The organism is Sphingomonas trueperi, assembly GCF_040545665.1.
GTDB classification, from domain to species: domain Bacteria; phylum Pseudomonadota; class Alphaproteobacteria; order Sphingomonadales; family Sphingomonadaceae; genus Sphingomonas; species Sphingomonas trueperi_B.
Genome location: NZ_JBEPMH010000001.1, coordinates 344,526 through 363,370 on the forward strand (window position 1 = coordinate 344,526; position 18,845 = coordinate 363,370).

Here is an 18,845-nt window from a genome sequence, read left to right on the forward strand (position 1 = left end):
TAGGAATGTACCCGTAACGAATATATACTTCGTGTATCCTCAGCGGCCAATCCCTCCGTGGTGGTCTCCATGCGGCTTGCGCATCGTTTTCACGGGAACCAAATGGTTAAGAAGTGGTTAAGCCACACGGTTGCATAGCCGACATCCGAGAGGCGCTCGTTTTTCGCAGTTCAACTTTGTTGTTGCGATGTATAGCGAGGATTTCTGGCTTAGAAACGAGCCAGAATGCAAAGCACATTTGAGTATAAAAAACCTTCACGAAACTGAAGGTTTAGTATGTGTGCTCGTTGGAGCGCCAAAACCTGCTGTAATTGCAATGTGAAGCGGGTTTTTTGCCGAGTGTCCGCTATCGGCATTGTGATTTTGCCGCATTTTATCTTCATCGCATTGTGCTGCACTGCACATTATCATTGACGCAGCGCACTTTTCCGTGGAGTAGGTCGCTGCCGGCAATCCGTCGGCGTGTTAACCATTAGGGGGTTTTATGCGCACTCGTGTTCTCACCCTGCTGGCTGCTGCGACCGTCGCGGTTGCAGCCCCGGCCACCGCTTCGGCGGCGACCATCATCGGCGGTTTCTCGGCTGGTCTGGTCAATGTTAAGAGCGGCACCGCGGCGATCGGTGCTGGCTCCACGTTCAGCAACGGCGGCAGCGCCGTGCTGGGTTCGAGCGGCGACCTGTCGTCGGTCGGCCTGTTCACGTCGTTCCTCACCTCGTCGGTCACCGCGACTTCGGGTGCGGCGGTCACGTTCAACGCCGTGTTCGGTTCGTTCGCGGGCACGGTGGCGAAGGTCACCACCGGCACGAACTTCGTGACGATCTACACGCTTGGTGACTTCACCCCGAGCGCCGCCTCGGGCTACGACAAGGGCAAGGCCTCGGTGGCCTTCACCTTCAACCAGGCCGGTGGCGCTGGTTCGGACATCTCGGGCAGCTTCAGCTTCGCTTCGCCGCCGAGCCCGATCCCCGAGCCTGCTACCTGGGGCATGATGATCGCGGGCGCCGGCATGGCCGGTGCTGCAGTGCGTCGTCGTCGCGCCAGCGCGAAGGTTGCCGCCGCCTAATCGGCGTCGAACCTAGCTACGGAAAGGGCGGTGCCGGCAGCGGCGCCGCCCTTTTTCTATGGCTGCGGGGGCGTGCACACGACTCCGCGAGAAGGCTGGGGGGCGATAGTGCGGACGCGAGTGTCGGACGGCCCTGCGGGCGCCACAGAAAGATATCTTGCCTCGCCGACGGCAGCCAGAAGACCGCAGCCGGCAATGCTTCCGATTGCGGCACATCGCCGGCGAACGCTTGCCGACAAGCTTCTTTGCTGCCGAACCCGGCAAGAACCGGGATCCATGCACACTCCACTCGGCGTGGCTGTCAACGTGAGACAATTTGCAGCTGAAATGGTGCGTTTGTGGAACGATTTGAGACAGCTGCATCGTTGCGTTGAAGAGCTTGCCCCGATATTTCTCCCCCGGGGGGAATCATGCATTCATTGGGCAAGATCGATCGCGCGCGCTATCGCAGCGTCGGCAATGACTCGAGAAGCCGCGCAGCGATCGTGCCGTCGTCTGCCGCGACCGTCGAAGCGGCGTCGGCAACACGCTATTCCGCGCTGCTCGTCGACCTCAACAACTTCGCGACTTTCCCGACGCTCGCCGTCGGCATCTTGACGGCGTCGCTGCGCAACGCTGGCCATGACGCACGCTTGCTGGTGCCGCTGGCGCACGACGTGCCCGCGGCGGAGCGCGAGCACGTGGAATGGCGCTTCGACCATTGGATGCGGCGCCTGCACCTCTCGACCTCGCCGATGGTGCGCGGCGTCCGCGGGGCGGCGCGGGGCGTGCGCTACTGGTGGCGGCAGCGCCCCCATCCCAGGGTATTGCGCGAGATTTCGAAGGCACTTGCGGACAAGCCCGACATCCTGCTGCTCTCCGCCTATCTCCAGCACCATTCGACCGTCATCGAGATCGGCAAGCGCGCCCAGGCGGCGGGCGTGCCGGTGCTGCTGGGCGGCCCTGCCTTCAACATGAAGGGCGTGGCGGACAGCTGGCGCACCGTACCGGGCCTGGCCGCGATCTTCGGCGGCGAGGCGGACGTGGTGCTGCCGGACCTCATCGACGCGGTCATCCGCGGCAACGACTTGCTCGCGTTCGACGGCGTTACGTTGCCGGACGGCCGCCGCAGCCGACCTGCGCCCCCATTCCGCCCGCTCGACAGCTCACCGGTACCCGATTTCGCCGACTTTCCCTGGGACCGCTACCGTGTCCGAATCGTGCCGATCATGACGGGGCGCGGCTGCCAATGGGCGCGCTGCAGCTTCTGCAGCGACGTGGTCTCGGTCAACGGCCGCACCTTCCGCACGCGCAGCCTGGAGTCGGTACTCCACGAGATGCGCGAGCAGTCGCGCCGCTATGCGACCAACAATTTCCTGTTCCTCGACTTGAAGCTGAACAGCAATCCGGCGCTGTTCCGCGGTATTGCCGAACATGCCCAGGACGTTGTGCCCGGCGCGCAGTGGATCGGCACGGTCCATGTCGATACCCGTGCCGATAACGGCCTGTCGCGCAGCGACCTTCGCGCCGCGGCAGCGGGAGGAATGCGCCGCGTCAGCTTCGGGCTGGAAAGCGGCAGCCAGCGCATGCTGGATCTGATGCAGAAGGGGTCGACCGTGGAAGGCAATGCAGCCTTCATCCGCCACGCCTTCGAGGCAGGCATCTCGGTGCGCTGCACCATGTTCAAGGGCTATCCCGGCGAGACGTTCGAGGATCTGTTGGAAACGGCGGCCTTCCTGGAGGCGCACGCGCACTATATCGACCGCGTCCGCTTCAACGATTTCTCGATTCTGGAAGACACGCCGGTGTGGCAGCAGGTCCAGGACGGTATGGTGCCCGAGCTGCTGGTTCGTGGACACAAGCCGGTGCTCGGCCGCGCCTTTGCCGATCAGCGCGCCACCCAGACCGCCAAGTATCGCCGCGCCAAGGCGCGCGTGCTGGAAGCAGTGTACGCGATCAATCGCCGCACGCTGCGCCCCGGTGCGCGGATGTTCGACGGGATGATGTGATGGTCGACCGTTTCGTCGCCGCCGACCCGGTACGTCGGCGGATGCGGCGCCTTTCCCCCGGCGAACGCCGCGAGGAAGCGCTGGTCTTTCTGGATGATTTCGCGCGGGAGACAGGGCAGCCTGCCGACGCTGCTGCGGCGCGGCGCGGCGAGGTAGCGCGGGCGCTGCGTCGTACCGGCACCTATGCGCACACGCCCGAGGAACTGGCGTTCGGGGCGCGGGTGGCATGGCGAAACCATGCGCGGTGCATCGGACGGCTGTGGTGGAAGTCGCTGGAAGTGCGCGACTGCCGGGCGATGGAAACGCCCGAGCAGGTCGCCGCGCAGATTTTCGCGCATATGGAAGCGGTGTTCGCTGGCGGTCGTATCCGCTCCTGCATCAGCATCTTTTCCCCGGCCCAAGGGGATCAGCTGCCGGTCACGGTCGAAAGCGCGCAGGTGCTGCAATATGCAGGCTATCTGCAGCCGGACGGGTCTATCCTCGGCGATCGCCAGAACGTTGAATTCACCCGCACCGCGATCGGCCTGGGCTGGAAGCCGCCCGAGCAGCCCGGCGCCTTCGATCTGCTGCCGCTGATCCTGCGCGACCCGAGCGGCTTCCGGCATTTCTTTTCGATCCCGGACACGCTGCGGCGCGAGGTGGCGATTCGTCACCCCGATTATCCCGAGCTCGCAGGGCTGGGTCTGCGCTGGTACTCCGTGCCGTGCGTGTCCAACATGCACCTTACGATCGGCGGGATTGAATATCCCTGTGCGCCGTTCAACGGGCACTATATGGGCACCGAGATCGCCTCGCGCGACTTCGCCGATCGCAAGCGCTACGACCTGCTGCCCCGGATTGCCGAGGCGATGGGGTTCGCAGCGTCGGAAAGCGCGGACCCGCTATGGCGCGATCGCACCCTCACCGAGCTCAACGCGGCGGTGCTGCACAGCTATCGCGCCGCCGGGGTGGAGATTGTCGACCACCACACCGCCAGCGAACAGTTCATGGAGTTCGTCAAGCGCGAGCAGCGCGAAGGGCGCACCGTCTCGGCGGACTGGGCGTGGATCGTGCCGCCCCAGGCCAGCGCGGCCTGTCCGGTCTTCCACCTCGGCATGGAGGATCTTCATGCCGTTCCCAACTTCTTCGTCAGTCGTGCGGTGGACGGCAACCAGTTGCGGGTCAATCGGCGGGATCGGCGGCGGAACAAGTGGCTGCAGCGCTATGATCGCCTGAAGCGGCGATGGTGGAACTGGCAGCGCCAGCGCGACCTGCTGCTGCGGCGCTGAGCCGATGCTCTCGATCCTGCTGGTCTGCTGGAACCAGAGCGCCGCCACGCGGAACTGCCTGGCCCGGCTGGTCGCGGCCGCGCCGGAGGTGCAGCACGAGATCGTCGTCGTCGACAACGGCTCCACCGACGATACCGCGGCCATGATCCGGCGTGAGTTTCCCCAGGTCAGGCTGGTCGGGGCAGGGGCCAATCTCGGCTTCGCGGGCGGCGCCAATCTTGCCGCGGGCCACGCGCGAGGCGATACGCTGCTGTTCCTCAACAACGACACCCTGCCCCTGGAGGGCGCGATCGACGCGCTGCACGCCTTCGCGGGCACGCGGCTCGAAGCCATGCTATGGGGCGGCCGGACGGTGCGCGAGGACGGCCGTGTCAACCCGACCGAGAGCCTTGCTACGCCCAGTCTCTGGGGTAGCCTTTGCGTCGGGCTGGGGCTGTCGGGCAGCTTTCCGCATAGTCGGTTGCTGAATCCGGAAGGCTATGGCGGGTGGGCCCGCGATACCGTGCGCGAGGTGGGCGCGCTTTCGGGATGCTTCCTGATGATCCGCGCATCGTTCTTTGCGGCGCTCGGCGGCTTCGATACGCGCTACTTCCTCTACGGCGAAGACGTCGACCTGAACCTGCGCGCGCGCGCGCTGGGCGCGCGGCCCAGCTTCACCCCTATCGCGACGATCCAGCACGATGGAGGCGCGAGCAGCCATCCGGAAGACATGTGGACCTATCTGCTCAGCGCGAAGATCGAGCTGGTGCGGCGGCATCTGGGACCGGTCCGCGGTGGCCTTGCCGCGCGTGCCTTTCTGACTGGCGCCTGGCTGCGCGCGCGCGCCTTCGCGCTGCTCAGCCGCGTCCATCCGCGCTTCGCCGACCGGCGCAGGACTTGGGAGATCGTCTGGCAGCGGCGATGCCTCTGGTGGGGCGGCGTCCTTTCAAGCCCGCTGGCGGAGCTGCTCCCGCACCGCTGAGAGCCCATCTGCCACCGCCGCATCCAGCTGTGCCACCCGAGCTGCCAGCCACTTGGCTCGCGCCTCCATCGGCGGGGCTGGCGCGTCGATCAGGGCTCGGGCGAATGTCTCCGCATCCGGCGCCAGGATCACGTCCGGGGGCAGGGTGCCGACCAGCGCCCCGGCCTCGCGCGTGGCGACGACGGTCCGCGCCGATGCAATGGCATCGAGCAGCTTGAGATTGGCGCCGGTACGGGCAAGGGACGGCACGGCGATACGCCGGGCGCCGCGGAGGAAGCGCTCTGCATCGGGCACCGGCCCCAGAATGTCGACGCCGCCGGTATCCGGCAGCCTGCGCCGGTCAACCGCCCCGCCGACCGCCACCCGCCATGTGCGCGGCAGTCTGGGCCGGACCTCGGACAGGAACCAGGAGAGGGCGCGGTGGTTCGGCTGCCAGCGCCAATTGCCGAGAAGCGCGACATCGGCAACCCCCTCCGGCACCGCACTATCCTGCAGCGCCATCGCGGGCAGCGACGGCAGCGCCTGCACCCGCTCGCCGGCATGGGGCGCAAGCAGGGCCGCATCGGCATCGCTGATACACCAGCTGCGCACCGCCGCACCGGCCAGCGCCTGTTCCATGGCGCCGATATGCCGCGCTTCCCGCCCGTAGATGCTGCCCCCCAGGGCGCCGGTTTGCTCGGCAAGTCCCATATAAAGCTGCGCTTCGGCATGGTGCGCGAGGTACAGGAGGGGAAGGCCGCCGAGCAACGGCTGGATCCAGCCCATCTGGGCGTGGTCGATCAGCACGGCGTCCCAAGGTTGGCGGGCCAGTTGCCCGGCCAGCGCGCGGCGATAGGCAGGGCCGATCCACTTCTGCACCGAAAAGGCGTTGCGACCGATGGCCTGGACCGCCCAGCCAAGGGCCCGCAGCGGCGCGGCGCGGGTCTCGACCGCGCGCGGCCCTGCGCTCACCTCGCCTGCAGCATAGGGCGCGCCATAGCCGAGCACCGTCACGTCTGCGCCGTTGCGGCGCAGGCTGTCGACCAGCGTCTGCGACCAGAGCTCGCCGCCATTGCGGCGGCGGCCGGGCAGCACCGGCGTTGCGAACAAGATGCGCATAGTCCCCCCTTGCTGCGCGTCTCCCGGCTTCTCGCAGGTCAGGCGCACCAAAGGAAGGCTGTCGTGCAAGGGTGCGATAAGGGCATGCCGATCATTGGAAAATGCTGATCGAAAGCGGCGATCGCCCCGGCAACATTGCCAGCGCGGCAACTGCGCGGGGCCCTTTCAATGCGCCGACGGCTCGCTGTCGCCGGCAGGAATGCGAAGTTCGAAGCAAGCCCCTTCGTCCGCTGGCACGGCCATCAGCGTCGCGTGATGCGCGGCAGCGATCTGGCGGGACAGCGACAGGCCGATCCCGGAGCCGCGCTCCTTGGTCGTGAAGAAGGGCACGAAGATCTCGTCGATCCGGTCCGGCGGGATGCCGGGACCGTTGTCGCGTATGCGGACGACCGTTTCCGCTGCTTCCGTCGTCAGCTCGATGGTGATCCGAGGCGATTGTTGGCCGCGCGCGGCATCCGCTGCGTTCTGGAGGAGGTTGGCGAGCGCCCGCTCCAGCAACTCCGGGTCCGCTGTGATACGCACGGGTTCGGGTGGAACGTAGAGCGACAGGCAGATGCCGGTGTCCTCCAGCAAGGACGCTGTCGATTGCGCGACGTCCGTCACCAGCGCCGAAAGGTCGAACGCCACCGGCACCGGCTGCGGCAGGTCGCCGAGCAGACGATAGCGTTCGACGAAGCCAAGCAGATGCGTGGCGCGGCGTTCGATCGTGGTGAGCGCACGGGCGGTTTCGGGATGGTGATTGGGGAGGGCGGCGAGACTTTCGGTAAGCGAGACGATGGGCGCGAGCGCGTTCATCATCTCGTGCGTCAGCACGCGCGTCATTGCGTGCCACGCCTCGATCTCCACCGCGTCCAGCTCGCCGGCCACCCATTGCAGCGACAGGAGCCGCTGCGGCGCTGCGCCCGGCACGGCGAAGCTGCCGCACCAGACGAGCAGGTTGCGGCCGTCCTTCGCGCGCACCAGGCGTCGTGCACCGGCGGGCAGCGCCTGGAGGACCGAGACCGTCGCCGGATCCAGCGCGTCGACATCGGCCAGCCGCGACACCATGGCGCCTGCCATCCGGCGTGCCGCCCGGTTGCACCGGACGATCCGGCCGCGCGCGTCGAGCACGAAGAGCGCGGTCGCCACGGCGTCGAGCAGCGCGCGCAACTGGTCCGCCTCGTGTGCGTCATATGCGGTCGCGGGATGTGGCTGGATGGCAGTCCGACGCGTCATCCCGATGCACAGATCGGCGAGGGCGAGCAGCGCGATGATCAACAGCAGGGTGAGCGTGGCGATGTGGTGCGAGGGCCGCAATTGGATCGCACCCCACACCGCAGCGCCCGCGACAACCAGGCGCCAGCCGATGGCGGAGATGCGCGGATAGGCGACCAGGCTATCCATCCCGGGCGAGCCGCCGGTACAGCGCCTGCCGGGTAAGCCCCAGCGTTGCGGCCGCACGGCTGATATTGCCGCCATGGCGCTGGAGCGCCGCGGTGATCGTGGATTGCTCCACGTCGGCGAGGGTCGGCGCGTGACGCCGCTTGCCGGTACGGGCGATCGCCTCCTGTATCGCCGCGATCAGCTGGGCGTTGTGCCAGGGCTTGAGCAGGAAATCATCGCCGCCCTGTTTCATTGCCTGCACCGCCAGGCTCACGCCGCCATAGGCGGTGAGCAACACCACGCCGAGGGTGGGATCGGCTGCCCGCAGATCGGCAAGGGCTGCAAGGCCAGCTTCGCCGTCCCGCGCGCCCGCGAGAAAGTTCATGTCGAGCAGCGCCGCATCATAGCGGCGTTCCCGCACCAGCCGTGCGGCTTCGAGCGGCGAGGCGGCTTCGTCACAGCTCTCCACATGCGGCGCGAGCGCCAGCGCCGCCGCTTGGCGGACGTCGGGATCGTCATCGATGATGAGGATGCGGGCGTCGTTCATCGGTGCCGATGGTAGGTGCAGCGGATGGCCGGGCGCAACTGTACGAATCCGGACGCCGTTCGCCCGCCGATCGCCAGTATTCCGCCCTAAGCTGCTGACAGCGCTGATTTTTTCTTAAGTGCTCCAGCGGGTATGATGGGGAGGTGCAGCCCATGGACCATCCGATCGCCACGCCCTGGTGGCAACGCCCGCGCCGAAGCAGCTGGATCGCGTTGCTGGCGGTGCTGGCCGTCCTGCTCGCCATGGTCGCATTCGTACATGGTGCGGGCGAGCGGACCCTCACCGTCGCGGCAGGCACGGTGACGCTCGCCACCGCCCGCGTCGAGTTGTTCCGCGACGTGGTGGCGGTGCACGGCACGCTGCAGCCGCGCGAGATCCTCTATCTGGACGCGGTGTCCGGCGGACAGGTCGCCCGCATCTTCGCGCAGCCCGGTGACCGTGTGACGGCGGGGCAGCCGCTTGTCGCGTTCCGCAACGCGCAGCTGGTCCGCGACGTGCTCGACAATGCGGGGCGCCTGGTCGAATCGATCACCCAGGTGCAAAGCTTCGAAACCCAGCTCGAGACCAACCGCGCGACCAACGACAAGACGCTGACCGAACTCGCAGCCAGCGTCGCGACGCTCGAGGCGAAGGCCGCGCGGGTCGACGCGCTTGCCGCCCGCGGCTTCTATCCAAGGGGCGACGCCGAGGCGCTGCACATCGATCTCGCCCGCTATCGTCGCCTCCTGGCGGTGCAGCAGGCGACCAACCAGCGCCAGGAACGCCTTCGGGCCGCACAGCTCCCCCGCCTGCGCAGCGAGCAGGAAAGCCTGAGCCGCAGCCTCGATGCGACCCACGCCCAGCTCGACGATCTGATCGTGCGGGCGCCGGTGACCGGTACGCTGACCCAGATCGACCTGAAGCCGGGGCAGAACCGCAATCGCGGGGATCGGCTGGCAGAAATCACCAGCGACGCCGGCTTCCGCGTCGTTGCGCTGATCGACGAATATTATCTGCCGCGGGTGCGTGCAGGGCTGGACGCCTCGCTGTCCTTCGGCGGGCGCAGCCTCGCCGGACGCGTCAGTCGCGTGCGTCCGGAGGTGAAGAATGGCGCGTTCACCGTGGAGATCGACTTCCTCGGCACACAGCCGAGCGGCGCCACCCCGGGCGCGGCGATCGACGGCGAGATGGCGCTTGGCCTGGATCGTCGAGCGCTGGTGCTGCCAGCGGCGGCGGCTGCGCAGGGAAGTAGTGATCTGTTCGTGCTCGCTCCGAATGGGGGCAGCGCGCGGCGGACGCCGGTACGCTTCGGGCGCCGCAGTCCCCGTCAGGTCGAGATTCTCGCGGGCATCCAGGCGGGGCAGCGTGCCATCGTTTCCGATACTTCCAGCTGGTCGCGGATCGACAGCGTCCTCCTTACCGACTGAGGCAGACCCATGCTGACGCTTACCGATTTGCGCAAAAGCTTCCGCACCACCGAAGTGGAGACGCGCGCGCTCGACGCCGTCTCGATGGAGGTGGGGGCGGGCGAGTTCGTCGCGATCATGGGGCCCTCCGGGTGCGGCAAGTCGACGCTGCTCAACATCCTCGGCTTCCTGGATGCACCGAGCGGCGGTTCCTACCGGCTGCTCGGCGAGGAAGTGGCGGGGTTTTCCGAGCGCGAGCGGACGCGGTTGCGCCACGCGCATATCGGCTTCGTTTTCCAGAGCTTCAATCTGGTCGACGAACTGACCGTGGAGGAGAATGTCGCGATCGGCCTGCTCTATCGCAGCGGGCAAGGGGCGGCGAAGCGACGAATCGGCGAGGCGCTGGAGCAGGTGGGGATCGCGCACCGTGCCCGGCATCGGCCACAGCAATTGTCCGGCGGGCAGCAGCAGCGCGTGGCGATCGCGCGCGCGCTGGTGGCCGAGCCCAAGCTGATCCTGGCGGACGAGCCGACCGGCAATCTCGACAGTGCCAATGGCGAACAAGTGATGGGCCTGCTCAAGGATGCGGTGGCGGCGGCCACCACCGTGGTGATGGTCACGCACTCGCCGCTCCATGCCGCCGAGGCGCAGCGGACGATCCGGATGCTCGACGGCCGCGTGGTCAGCGAGACGCTGCTGTGAAGCTTCGGCACTTCCTGATCGCCGGATGGCGGGCGGCGCTGGGCGCGCGGACGCTGTCGCTGATCGCGCTGCTCGGGCTCGTTGTGGGTCTAACTGCGGCGATCCTGATGCTGATCGTGGTGCGCGGCGCTCTGCAGCAGAACGGCTTCGTTCCCGAGCGCGGGCGGACCTATCTGGCCACCTCCACCTTCCTGATGCCCGGCGGCGCGCCAGACACGCGTGACCTGAGCAGCGGGCTGGTGGCGCCGCTCGTTGCCGGTCGGCTGGCGTCGATCGAAGCATGGGCACGGCTTGCCGAGGCCGATGTCGCGATCCGGCGCGGTGCGGTCGAGCGCAAGGAGATGATCTACTGGGCCGATCCTGCCATCGCCGAGGTGATGCCGCGCCCGGTGTTGCGTGGGAATCTCGCGGCCACGCTCGCGCGACCGGACGGTGTGGCGTTGACCGCCGCGGCGGCACGGCGATGGTTCGGGCGCGAGGACGTGCTGGGCGCGCCGCTCACCATCGCCGGGCGCGCGATGACCGTGGGCGCCATCGTTGCCGATCTGCCGCCCGGCGCGACCGACTGGACCCATGACATCCTGGCCTCGTCGCGCAGTGCTGCTTCGATCCTGCACGGTCTCGCCCGCCCGGCCGACGGCGGCTTCAGGATCGAGTCCAGGACCTATTTCCGCCTCCGCCCCGGCACGTCCGCTGCCGAGGCGGCGCGCCAGATGCGCCCGCTGGTCGCGACGCTGATGCCGCCGGAAATCCAGGCGATGTATCGCATGGGGCTGGTGCGGATCGATCGGCTGGCGCTCGATGCCGATCTGCATCCCGGCGCGCGCGACCGGCTCATCACCGGCTCCCTGATCGCAGCGCTGGTGCTGTTCGTGGCGGTGGCCAATACCGTCAATCTTGCGCTGGCGGGGGCGGGGCGGCGGCGCGAGATCGGTGTCCGCAAGGCGGCCGGTGCGGGCCGTTGGGATATCGCGCTGCAGTTTCTCGGCGAGGCGGTGGCGGCCACGCTGGTCGCGGCGCTGCTGGCGATGGTCGCCAGCGAATGGCTGCTGCCGCCGCTCAACGCCTTCCTCGATACCAACGCCACCATCGATTATGCGCAGACGCCGTTGCTGACGCTGGGCATCATCGCCGGCGCGGTCGTGATCGGCCTGCTTGCCGGTGTTTACCCGGCGCTGGTCGTCTCGCGACTGTCGCCCGCGACGATCTTGCGGCCGGACGGCCGAACCGGGGATGGCGGCACCAGGGTGCGCGCGGTGCTGGTGACGCTGCAGTTCGCGGTACTGATCGGCCTGCTGATCGCCACCGGCATCGTGTACCAGCAGCGCCGCTTCGCGATGGCGCAGGCCACGGGGGCGGACGTCGCGCAGATGCTCACGGTAGATGCGGAGTGCCCGGCAGGCTTCGTTGCGGAGGTCGCGCGCCTTCCCGGCGTGAAGGGCGTCGCGTGCCACGGATCGGAGTTCGTGACGGGCGAGGGCGGGTCCTTCATCGAGCTGCGCGGCCGACCGGTCCAGATCCTTGTCGCGGCGGCACTTCCGGCCACCTATGCGCTCTATGGGGTTCCGCCGATCGCCGGCTCGCTCGCAGGACTGCCGCCGCAGGGCGAACCCGACATACATCGAATCGTCCTCAACGCGGCGGCGGTGAAGGCGCTGGAACTGGGGTCGCCGCGCGAGGCAGTCGGCAAGCGCGTGCCGGTGACCAACTTCTCGCCGGTGACCAGCACCTCTCCCTATACCGAGGGCGAAATTCTGGGCGTGGTTGCCGCGGTCGTGCCGAACTTCCAGTTCACCTCGGCCGAACTGGCAGCGAAGCCCACCGTGTATATCGACGCCCCGCGGCGGGTGGGGCCCGACGCCGGCATGGTGTCGATCCGCCTTTCCGGCCGGCAGGTGCCGGAGACGCTCGCTGCGATCGATCGCGTGTGGCGAGAGACGGGCGGCGAGGGGCCGATCCGCCGCCGCTTCCTGTCCGATCGGATGGAGGAACTCTATCGGGATCTCGAACGCGGCATGCAGCTGTTCGCGATCTTTGCCGCGCTGGCGGTGCTGCTGGCGGCGGCGGGGATGGTCGGCATCGCCATCGCCACCACCGATCGCCGCACCAAGGAGATCGGTATCCGCAAGGCGATGGGGGCGAGCACCGGGCAGGTGCTATGGCTGCTGCTTCGCCAGCTTACCCGCCCCGCGCTGCTGGCCAGCTTCATCGCCTGGCCGGTGACCTGGTGGGCGATGCAGCGCTGGCTGAACGGCTATGCCTATCGGATCGACATGCCGCTATGGCTGTATCCTGCGGCGGGCGGGGCGGCGTTCGTCATCGCCGTCGCGAGCATCGGCGTGCTGGCGGGGGCGGCCGCGCGTCGAGCGCCTATCGTCGCGCTCCGGTATGAATAGGACGACGCACCGACTCGCGTCGCGATGTGCAATTCGGGCCACACGGTTCCTGCCCCATCGTCGCAATCCGACGCAGATTTCAGCGTTCGGTAAGGGCTGACCAGTCCAGTGCGAATCGCGCGAGATATTTCCGTAGCCGATCGGCATCGTTGGCGGAGGTCCTGCGCGTGCGCGATGCGGCGAACAACGTTCGCCCCGCCTCGGAGAGCGAGCGGCTCCGGCGGCAGGTTTCCACCACTGCGGCGAGTTGCACCCGGTCGAAGGGATCCATCTCTGCCAGAGCCTCAGCCGTCAGCAGGTCTGCCAAGAGGTCGCTTTCCTGCGGGCGTTGCCGACATGCTTGTATTGCGGGCGATCGCGTGCCGACACTGCTTGTCGGCACGCGGAACCGGCAACGCTTATTTGGCCTGCGTGTTCGGATATTTGATGCCGAGCTGGTCGAGATAGGTCGGGTATTTCCTGGGATCATAGTAGAACGGCTTCATCTTCGGCCGCAGGCGCTCCATCAGCTCCTGGTTGAGGTGGATCGCCGGCTGATCGGTGGGCGCGACCACCGGATCATATTTCTGATCCTTCAGCTGCACGTCGCGGAAATAGGCCTTGGCGTCGGCGAGCAGCTTGGGATCGGTCATCAGGTCGAGCACGGTCAGCGACACCGCCTTGGCGCCGGCCACCGCGCCCTTGTGCGCGATCGGCGTCGCCATCGCGATCGCGGACAGGACATTGTGGCCGATCATGCTGGGAATGTTCGACGGAAAGCGGATGGTGATCGTCGGCACCGTCCACATGATGTCGCCGATATCGTCCGAACCGCCGCCCAGCGAGCGCTCGCGGGTTTCCGGCGTCGAGAGCGGGCCGATCTCGGTCGGCAGCGGCTTTACCGTGCGGCCATTGGCCTGCTGCACCGCCTTGGCGAAGGCCTGGTCGTCGGCGGTCCAGGCCGGCATGCCGATCGCCTTGATATTGGCATAGGCCGCCTCGGCCATCGGCTTGTTGGCGAAATTGGGCGCGGCATAGCCGAGCAGATGATGCTCGACCGTCGTGCCCGTCGCCTTCGCCGCGGCCTCGGATATCTCGGTGCCGATATTGTACAGGTTGCGGACGCTGTCGAAATTCTGCTCGCGGAAATAATACCAGACCGAGGCGAGGTCCGGCACGATGTTGGGCTGGCCGCCGCCATTGGTGATCACATAATGCGAGCGCTGGGTGACCGGCAGATGCTCGCGGCGGAAGTTCCAGGCGGTGTCCATGATCTCGACGCCGTCGAGCGCGCTGCGGCCTTCCCAGGGCATGCCGGCGGCGTGCGCGGTCTTGCCGTGGAAGGTGTATTCGACCGAGACCAGCGCGTTGTTGCCGAGGTTGCCGTACGCCGTGCCGAAATCGCTGCTGACATGGGTGAAGATCGTCGCGTCGACATCCTTGAACAGCCCCGCCTTTACGTAGAAGGCCTTGGCGCCGAGCAGTTCCTCGGCCACGCCGGGCCACAGCATCAGCCGGCCGGGAATGTGGTTCTTCTCCATCACCGCCTTGGTGGCGATCGCCGCGGCGATGATCAGCGGCATGCCGGCATTATGCCCCTCGCCATGCCCCGGCGCGCCCGGCACCAGCGGCTTGAGCGTCGGCGAGCCGGGCACCTGCGACAGGCCGAGCAGGCAGTCGACGTCGCTGCCCAGCGCGATCAGCGGCCCGCCGCTGCCCCAGGTCGCGGTCCAGGCGGTGGGCATGCCCGCCACGCCCTTGGTGATCGTGAAGCCGTTCTTGGCCAGGATGCCGGTCAGATACTCCATCGTCTGATATTCCTGGAAACCCGGCTCGGCGAAGCTGAACACCGAATCCACCATTTCCTGCACCAGCTTGGCATGGCCATCGATGTTGGTGACGGCATCGGCCTTCATCTGGACGAGCTTGGGATCGGCGGCGGCTGCCTGGGGCGCCGGCGGACCGGCGGGGCGGGGCGCGGCAACCGCGATCTGGGTGAGCGTGGTGCTCGCGATGAGCGCGGTCGCGAGGGTGCGGGACAACAGGGTCATGGCCAGTCTCTCCTGAAGGGGAAGGAAGCGGGGAGCCGGGCGCGCGCGATCGGCGCGGCCCGGCTGCGTCAGAAGTGGAAGCGCACGCCCAGCCGGTAGACCCGGCCGAGCACGTCGTAGAGGCTGCGGTTGGTCTGCGGGTAGGCGGGGGTGTTGTTGCCGGTGGGGCCGTTGCCGACGAGTACCGGATCGGCATCGAACAGGTTGCGGATCGACAGGAAGCCTTGGAAGTTCACCCGCCCGACCGCGAATTCGCGATTGGCCTGGAGGTCGAAATAGATCGCGCCGGCGATATGGTTGGTGTTCACGGTGCGGTTGGCGACGGTCGAGACCGGGCAGTCGGTGGAGCAAACGACATAGCTGTTGTCGTACACCCCGCTGCTCACGCCGCGGCCGACCAGCTGGAAGGTCCAGCGGTCCACGTCGTACCCGGCTGAGAAGCGATAGCTCCAGTCGGGCAGGCTGCCCGAATTCTGGCCGGCCGCCTCGGTCGGCACGTCGATGCCGTTGTTGGTGTAGAGGCTGAGGTTGCGCGTCACCAGCGCGCGCAGGGTTAGTTTGCCGGCGCCGACCGGGCGGCGATAGCTCAGCTCAAAGTCGATGCCCTTGGAGAGGATCGAGACGAAGTTGGTCGGCTTCAGCTCGATATTGGTGATCGCGAGCCCCGCGCCGGTCGCGCCGCGGCCGCCGGTGGTGGTGATCGCCGCGCAGGCGGCGGCATTGGCCTGCTCGTAGCATTGGGTGACCAGGGTCTGCGCGGTGATCGTGTTGATCGCGCCGCCCAGCTTGATCCGGTAGAAATCGACCGAGGCGGCCAGTCCCGGCACGAAGCTGGGGGTGAACACCGCGCCCACGCCCAGCGTCTTGGCGATCTCGGGCTTGAGCGCGGGATTGCCGATCGTCGCCTCGAGGAACTGGTCGGTTCGCTGGGCGCCATTGGCCAGCGGCACGTTCACGGTATTCGTCCGGCCGGTCGCGGCAGCGAACAGCTCGCCCAGATTGGGTGCGCGGATGTCGCGCGAATAGGTCGCGCGCAGCTTGATGTCCGGGATCGGCTGCCAGGTGGCACCCGCCTTCCAGGTGGTGACGCTGCCCGAGGTGGAATAGTCGGTCACCCGCAGCGCGCCGTTGAAGTCGGCGCCCTTGAACAGCGGTACCAGCGTCTCGGCATAGGCTTCCTTCACCGTATAGTGGCCGAAGCTGGGCAGATAGTTGCCGTAGATCCAGGTCGGCGTGGAGACGCCGTTGACCAGGCTCGGCTGGAACAGCGGGTCGACATAGCCCGACACCGCCTCGCGCCGCCATTCGCCGCCGAATGCCAGCGAGATCGGCCCCGCCCACAGATCGACGAGATTGTTGGTCGAGAAATTGAGCGCCGCCACGTCCTGCTTGAGCGTCTGGTAGCGCAGCGGCTGCTGGCCGTCGTAGAAGATATAGTCGAGCGCGGCCTGGGTGACCCCGCCGACGCCGATGCGGTTGATCGGCACGCAGCCATTGCTGGGCGCGGTGAGCGTCGAGCGGCAGACGATCGTGCCCGCGGCGATCCCGGCGCTGTTGCCGGCGGGCGCGGCTACCGCGTCGGTCGCCAGGGCGAGGCGGGTGACGTTCCAGGCGTTGGTGAGCAGTTCCTGGGTCTTGGTGACGCCCTTCTGGTAATAGCCGCTCCACGCCCAGTCGATCGGCCCGACGACGAACTTGCCGCTGCCGCCGAGCACATAGCGATAGACTTCGCGGGTATTGTCGCTGCCCTGCGGCGGGATGCCGGCATTGCTGGTGCCGATCGCGATGGTGGAGATGCGGCTCGCCGCCGCGACCGAGGCGTTGTAGGCGCTCACCTGGTTGAGGAAGGATTGCGGCAGATAGGCGTTGACCAGCCCGCCATTGGCAGTGCTCGGCGCCACCTGGATGGTCACGCCGGTCGAGGGCGTCTGCTGGTAATAGCTCTGGCCCTGATAGCGGCTGTACGCCACCTGGGCGTAGAGCTCGATCGCGTCGGAAAAGGCATAGCTCGCCCGCCCGAAGCCGCTGCCGCGCGTCTCGGCGGGCAGCAGCGTGGCGCTGCTGAGATGGCCTTCTCGGGTCAGCTTGTAATCGCCGCCCACCATCCACTGGCCGTTGACCTGGCCGAAGGCGAGCGTGCCGGTGGTCGCCTTGCCGGTCGCCGGATCGATCGTGCCGAAATAGGTGCCGCGGAACGGGCCGGTGCTGATCAGGCCGCCGGGGGTGAACTGGCTGGTGCCGATGCCGCCCTGGATCAGCCGCGCCGGGTAGCAGATCGTCGCGGCGTTGTTGTCGCTGCAGGCCGCGGCCGAATAGGCCGGGTTGTCGATCTGGAAGAAGCCGGCATCGTTCCAGTCGCGGTCGATCGACTGGATGCCATATTGCTTGAAATACTCGCCGCTGGCGAGAAGGTGGCCCTTGCCCCCGGCGAACGGCGTGCCGGCGGTGAGCGACACCTTGTGGTTCGGGCCGTCACCATAGGTGGTGATGCCGTACTCATAGTCGCCGGAGACGCCCTTGAATTCCTTGTCGAGGATGAAGTTGACCACGCCCGAGACCGCGTCCGAGCCATAGGCCGAGGAGGCGCCGCCGGTGACGACCTCGACGCGCTTGATCAGCGCCTGGGGGAAGGTGTTGACGTCGACCACGCCGTTGGTTGCCGAGGCGACCGAGCGCTGCCCGTCGAACAGCACCAGCGTGCGGTTGGCGCCGAGCGCGCGCAGGTTGACCGAGGCGATGCCCGCCAGCCCGTTGCTCAGCGAGCCGTTGGAATTGCCGGCGGTCGAGCTGCCGCGCACCGCCGGCAGCGTGTTGACGAGGTCGGCGATGTTGGCCGGCGCCTCGGTCTGGATTTCCTTGCTGCTGATCACGCTGACCGGGGTCGGCGCGCTATAGCCGTCGCGTTCGATTCGTGAGCCGGTGACGACGATCTCGCCGCCCGGTTCGGCCATCGGCTCGCCGGTCAGCGGATCGACCGGGATCTCCGGCTTGCCGCCCGGCGTGTTGGTGGTCTGCCCTTCGGCCGGCGCCGACTTGTCGGGTCCCCGCGCCTCCGCCTGCGCAAGGGCCGACCCCGACCAGGCGAGGCAAAGGATCAGCGCGCCGGGCGCGACCGCGGCGAAGCGGGCGCGGCGCTGGATGCTGGACGGACGCGCGGATGCGCGGCCGGTGCGACTCTTATGCATGTTGTGAACCCCCGTGGTGACGTGCCGTCTCTCCCGCGTGGTTGGTTCGTCCTGCCTCGGGTGCGTTCCGTCGTTGCGTCGCCCCTGTTGTCCGCTGGAGTGTAGCGAAAAGGCGGCGGCGCTTCTCGGCAAAGAACAGTCGGCCGCAAAGCCCTAATGACGGAATCGAACGCAATCGCCACGCTCTGCGCCGGATTCATGCGCAGCAATGCTTCGTATTGATGTTTAGTATCAGACGCGACGGTCAGATTCGAGCACCACCGGCGCGACGATCCGGCGTTCGACCGAGCGCATCAGGAAGCTGCTGCGGATCTTCGCCACATGCGGAAGGGTCGACAATTCCCGCCGATAGACCCGGTCGTAATCCTCGAACGAGCGGACATGGATCATCATGATGAAGTCCGTCTCGCCCGAGACGAAGCTGCAGAACGACATCGAGGGGCAGCGCACCACCGCCAGTTCGAACTCGTTGAGCGCCTGCTCGGCCTGCGAGCTGAGCTCGATCGAGACCAGCACGTCGATGCCGTAACCCAGCGCGGCCATGTTGAGTTCGGCGGTATAGCCCCGGATGACGCCGCGATCCTCGAGTATCTTGCGCCGCCGCGCCGTCGCCGTGCTCGACAGATGGACGCGTTCGCCCAGCGCGACATCCGAGCTGCGGCCGTCGCAGACCAAGTGGTTGAGGATGCGAAGATCGGTCCCGTCGAGATCGTCCGTAGCGGAATTGTTCATTTGGCACCCCTTCCGTTGAACAAATCGATCGTTTCCACCCGGAAAATTGTAGAAATTTGCCGAGATGCACAATCGTTTTTCCGATTAAGATGGCGCAGTGCAGCACTGCAATGGGGAGATCGGGCATG

Annotated in this window: 14 protein-coding genes; 7 read left to right on the top strand and 7 right to left on the bottom strand. The window is 67.3% G+C overall.

All coding sequences use genetic code 11. The features are described from left to right. The first annotated feature begins 484 nt into the window (after positions 1–484). From ABIC65_RS01465 to ABIC65_RS01480, 4 genes are all read left to right on the top strand, one after another. Positions 485–1,063 (top strand): PEPxxWA-CTERM sorting domain-containing protein, encoded by a 579-nt coding sequence (locus tag ABIC65_RS01465; protein WP_354306425.1) that lies wholly within the window; start codon positions 485–487, stop codon positions 1,061–1,063. 410 nt (positions 1,064–1,473) lie between these two features. Continuing rightward, positions 1,474–3,051 (top strand): B12-binding domain-containing radical SAM protein, encoded by a 1,578-nt coding sequence (locus ABIC65_RS01470; RefSeq protein ID WP_354306426.1) that lies wholly within the window; start codon positions 1,474–1,476, stop codon positions 3,049–3,051. Continuing rightward, positions 3,051–4,319, top strand: a complete 1,269-nt coding sequence (locus tag ABIC65_RS01475) for a nitric oxide synthase oxygenase (protein ID WP_354306427.1) — start codon at positions 3,051–3,053, stop codon at positions 4,317–4,319. Before ABIC65_RS01470 ends, ABIC65_RS01475 begins: the two co-directional genes overlap by 1 nt. Before the next feature lie 4 nt (positions 4,320–4,323). Then, positions 4,324–5,280, top strand: coding sequence for a glycosyltransferase family 2 protein (locus ABIC65_RS01480; RefSeq protein WP_354306428.1), 957 nt, complete (start codon positions 4,324–4,326; stop codon positions 5,278–5,280). Here the strand turns inward: ABIC65_RS01480 and ABIC65_RS01485 are convergent. From ABIC65_RS01485 to ABIC65_RS01495, 3 genes are all read right to left on the bottom strand, one after another. Continuing rightward, positions 5,245–6,378 carry a glycosyltransferase gene (locus tag ABIC65_RS01485; RefSeq protein ID WP_354306429.1) on the bottom strand — a complete coding sequence of 378 codons (1,134 nt, stop codon included), beginning with the start codon at positions 6,376–6,378 and terminating at the stop codon, positions 5,245–5,247. The two genes, ABIC65_RS01480 and ABIC65_RS01485, sit on opposite strands and share 36 nt — an antisense overlap. A gap of 165 nt (positions 6,379–6,543) precedes the next feature. Continuing rightward, positions 6,544–7,818 (bottom strand): sensor histidine kinase, encoded by a 1,275-nt coding sequence (locus ABIC65_RS01490; protein ID WP_354306430.1) that lies wholly within the window; start codon positions 7,816–7,818, stop codon positions 6,544–6,546. Then, on the bottom strand, positions 7,754–8,287 hold the full coding sequence (locus ABIC65_RS01495; protein WP_354306431.1) for a DNA-binding response regulator: 534 nt from the start codon (positions 8,285–8,287) through the stop codon (positions 7,754–7,756). The genes ABIC65_RS01490 and ABIC65_RS01495 overlap by 65 nt, the downstream gene beginning before the upstream one ends. 152 nt (positions 8,288–8,439) lie before the next feature. Here ABIC65_RS01495 and ABIC65_RS01500 point away from each other — a divergent pair, with 152 nt between their 5' ends. Genes ABIC65_RS01500 through ABIC65_RS01510 form a run of 3 tightly spaced genes read left to right on the top strand, consistent with a single transcriptional unit; the run spans position 8,440 to position 12,770 of the window. Further along, on the top strand, positions 8,440–9,693 hold the full coding sequence (locus ABIC65_RS01500; RefSeq protein ID WP_354306432.1) for an efflux RND transporter periplasmic adaptor subunit: 1,254 nt from the start codon (positions 8,440–8,442) through the stop codon (positions 9,691–9,693). A 9-nt stretch (positions 9,694–9,702) separates the two neighbouring features. Beyond that, the gene (locus ABIC65_RS01505) at positions 9,703–10,374 is read left to right on the top strand and encodes an ABC transporter ATP-binding protein (protein ID WP_354306433.1); all 672 of its coding nucleotides are present in this window, start codon (positions 9,703–9,705) and stop codon (positions 10,372–10,374) included. After that, on the top strand, positions 10,371–12,770 hold the full coding sequence (locus ABIC65_RS01510) for an ABC transporter permease (protein WP_354306434.1): 2,400 nt from the start codon (positions 10,371–10,373) through the stop codon (positions 12,768–12,770). The genes ABIC65_RS01505 and ABIC65_RS01510 overlap by 4 nt, the downstream gene beginning before the upstream one ends. Positions 12,771–12,849: 79 nt before the next feature. Here ABIC65_RS01510 and ABIC65_RS01515 read toward each other — a convergent pair whose 3' ends face one another. The 4 genes from ABIC65_RS01515 to ABIC65_RS01530 all read right to left on the bottom strand — a co-directional run bounded on the left by ABIC65_RS01515 (position 12,850) and on the right by ABIC65_RS01530 (position 18,717). Beyond that, positions 12,850–13,077 carry a hypothetical protein gene (locus ABIC65_RS01515; protein ID WP_354306435.1) on the bottom strand — a complete coding sequence of 76 codons (228 nt, stop codon included), beginning with the start codon at positions 13,075–13,077 and terminating at the stop codon, positions 12,850–12,852. Between the two features lie 91 nt (positions 13,078–13,168). Beyond that, on the bottom strand, positions 13,169–14,800 hold the full coding sequence (locus tag ABIC65_RS01520) for an amidohydrolase (RefSeq protein WP_354306436.1): 1,632 nt from the start codon (positions 14,798–14,800) through the stop codon (positions 13,169–13,171). A gap of 68 nt (positions 14,801–14,868) precedes the next feature. After that, the gene (locus tag ABIC65_RS01525; protein WP_354306437.1) at positions 14,869–17,985 is read right to left on the bottom strand and encodes a TonB-dependent receptor plug domain-containing protein; all 3,117 of its coding nucleotides are present in this window, start codon (positions 17,983–17,985) and stop codon (positions 14,869–14,871) included. Positions 17,986–18,216: 231 nt separating this feature from the next. Then, the gene (locus tag ABIC65_RS01530) at positions 18,217–18,717 is read right to left on the bottom strand and encodes an Lrp/AsnC family transcriptional regulator (RefSeq protein ID WP_354306438.1); all 501 of its coding nucleotides are present in this window, start codon (positions 18,715–18,717) and stop codon (positions 18,217–18,219) included. Between the last annotated feature and the right edge of the window lie 128 nt (positions 18,718–18,845).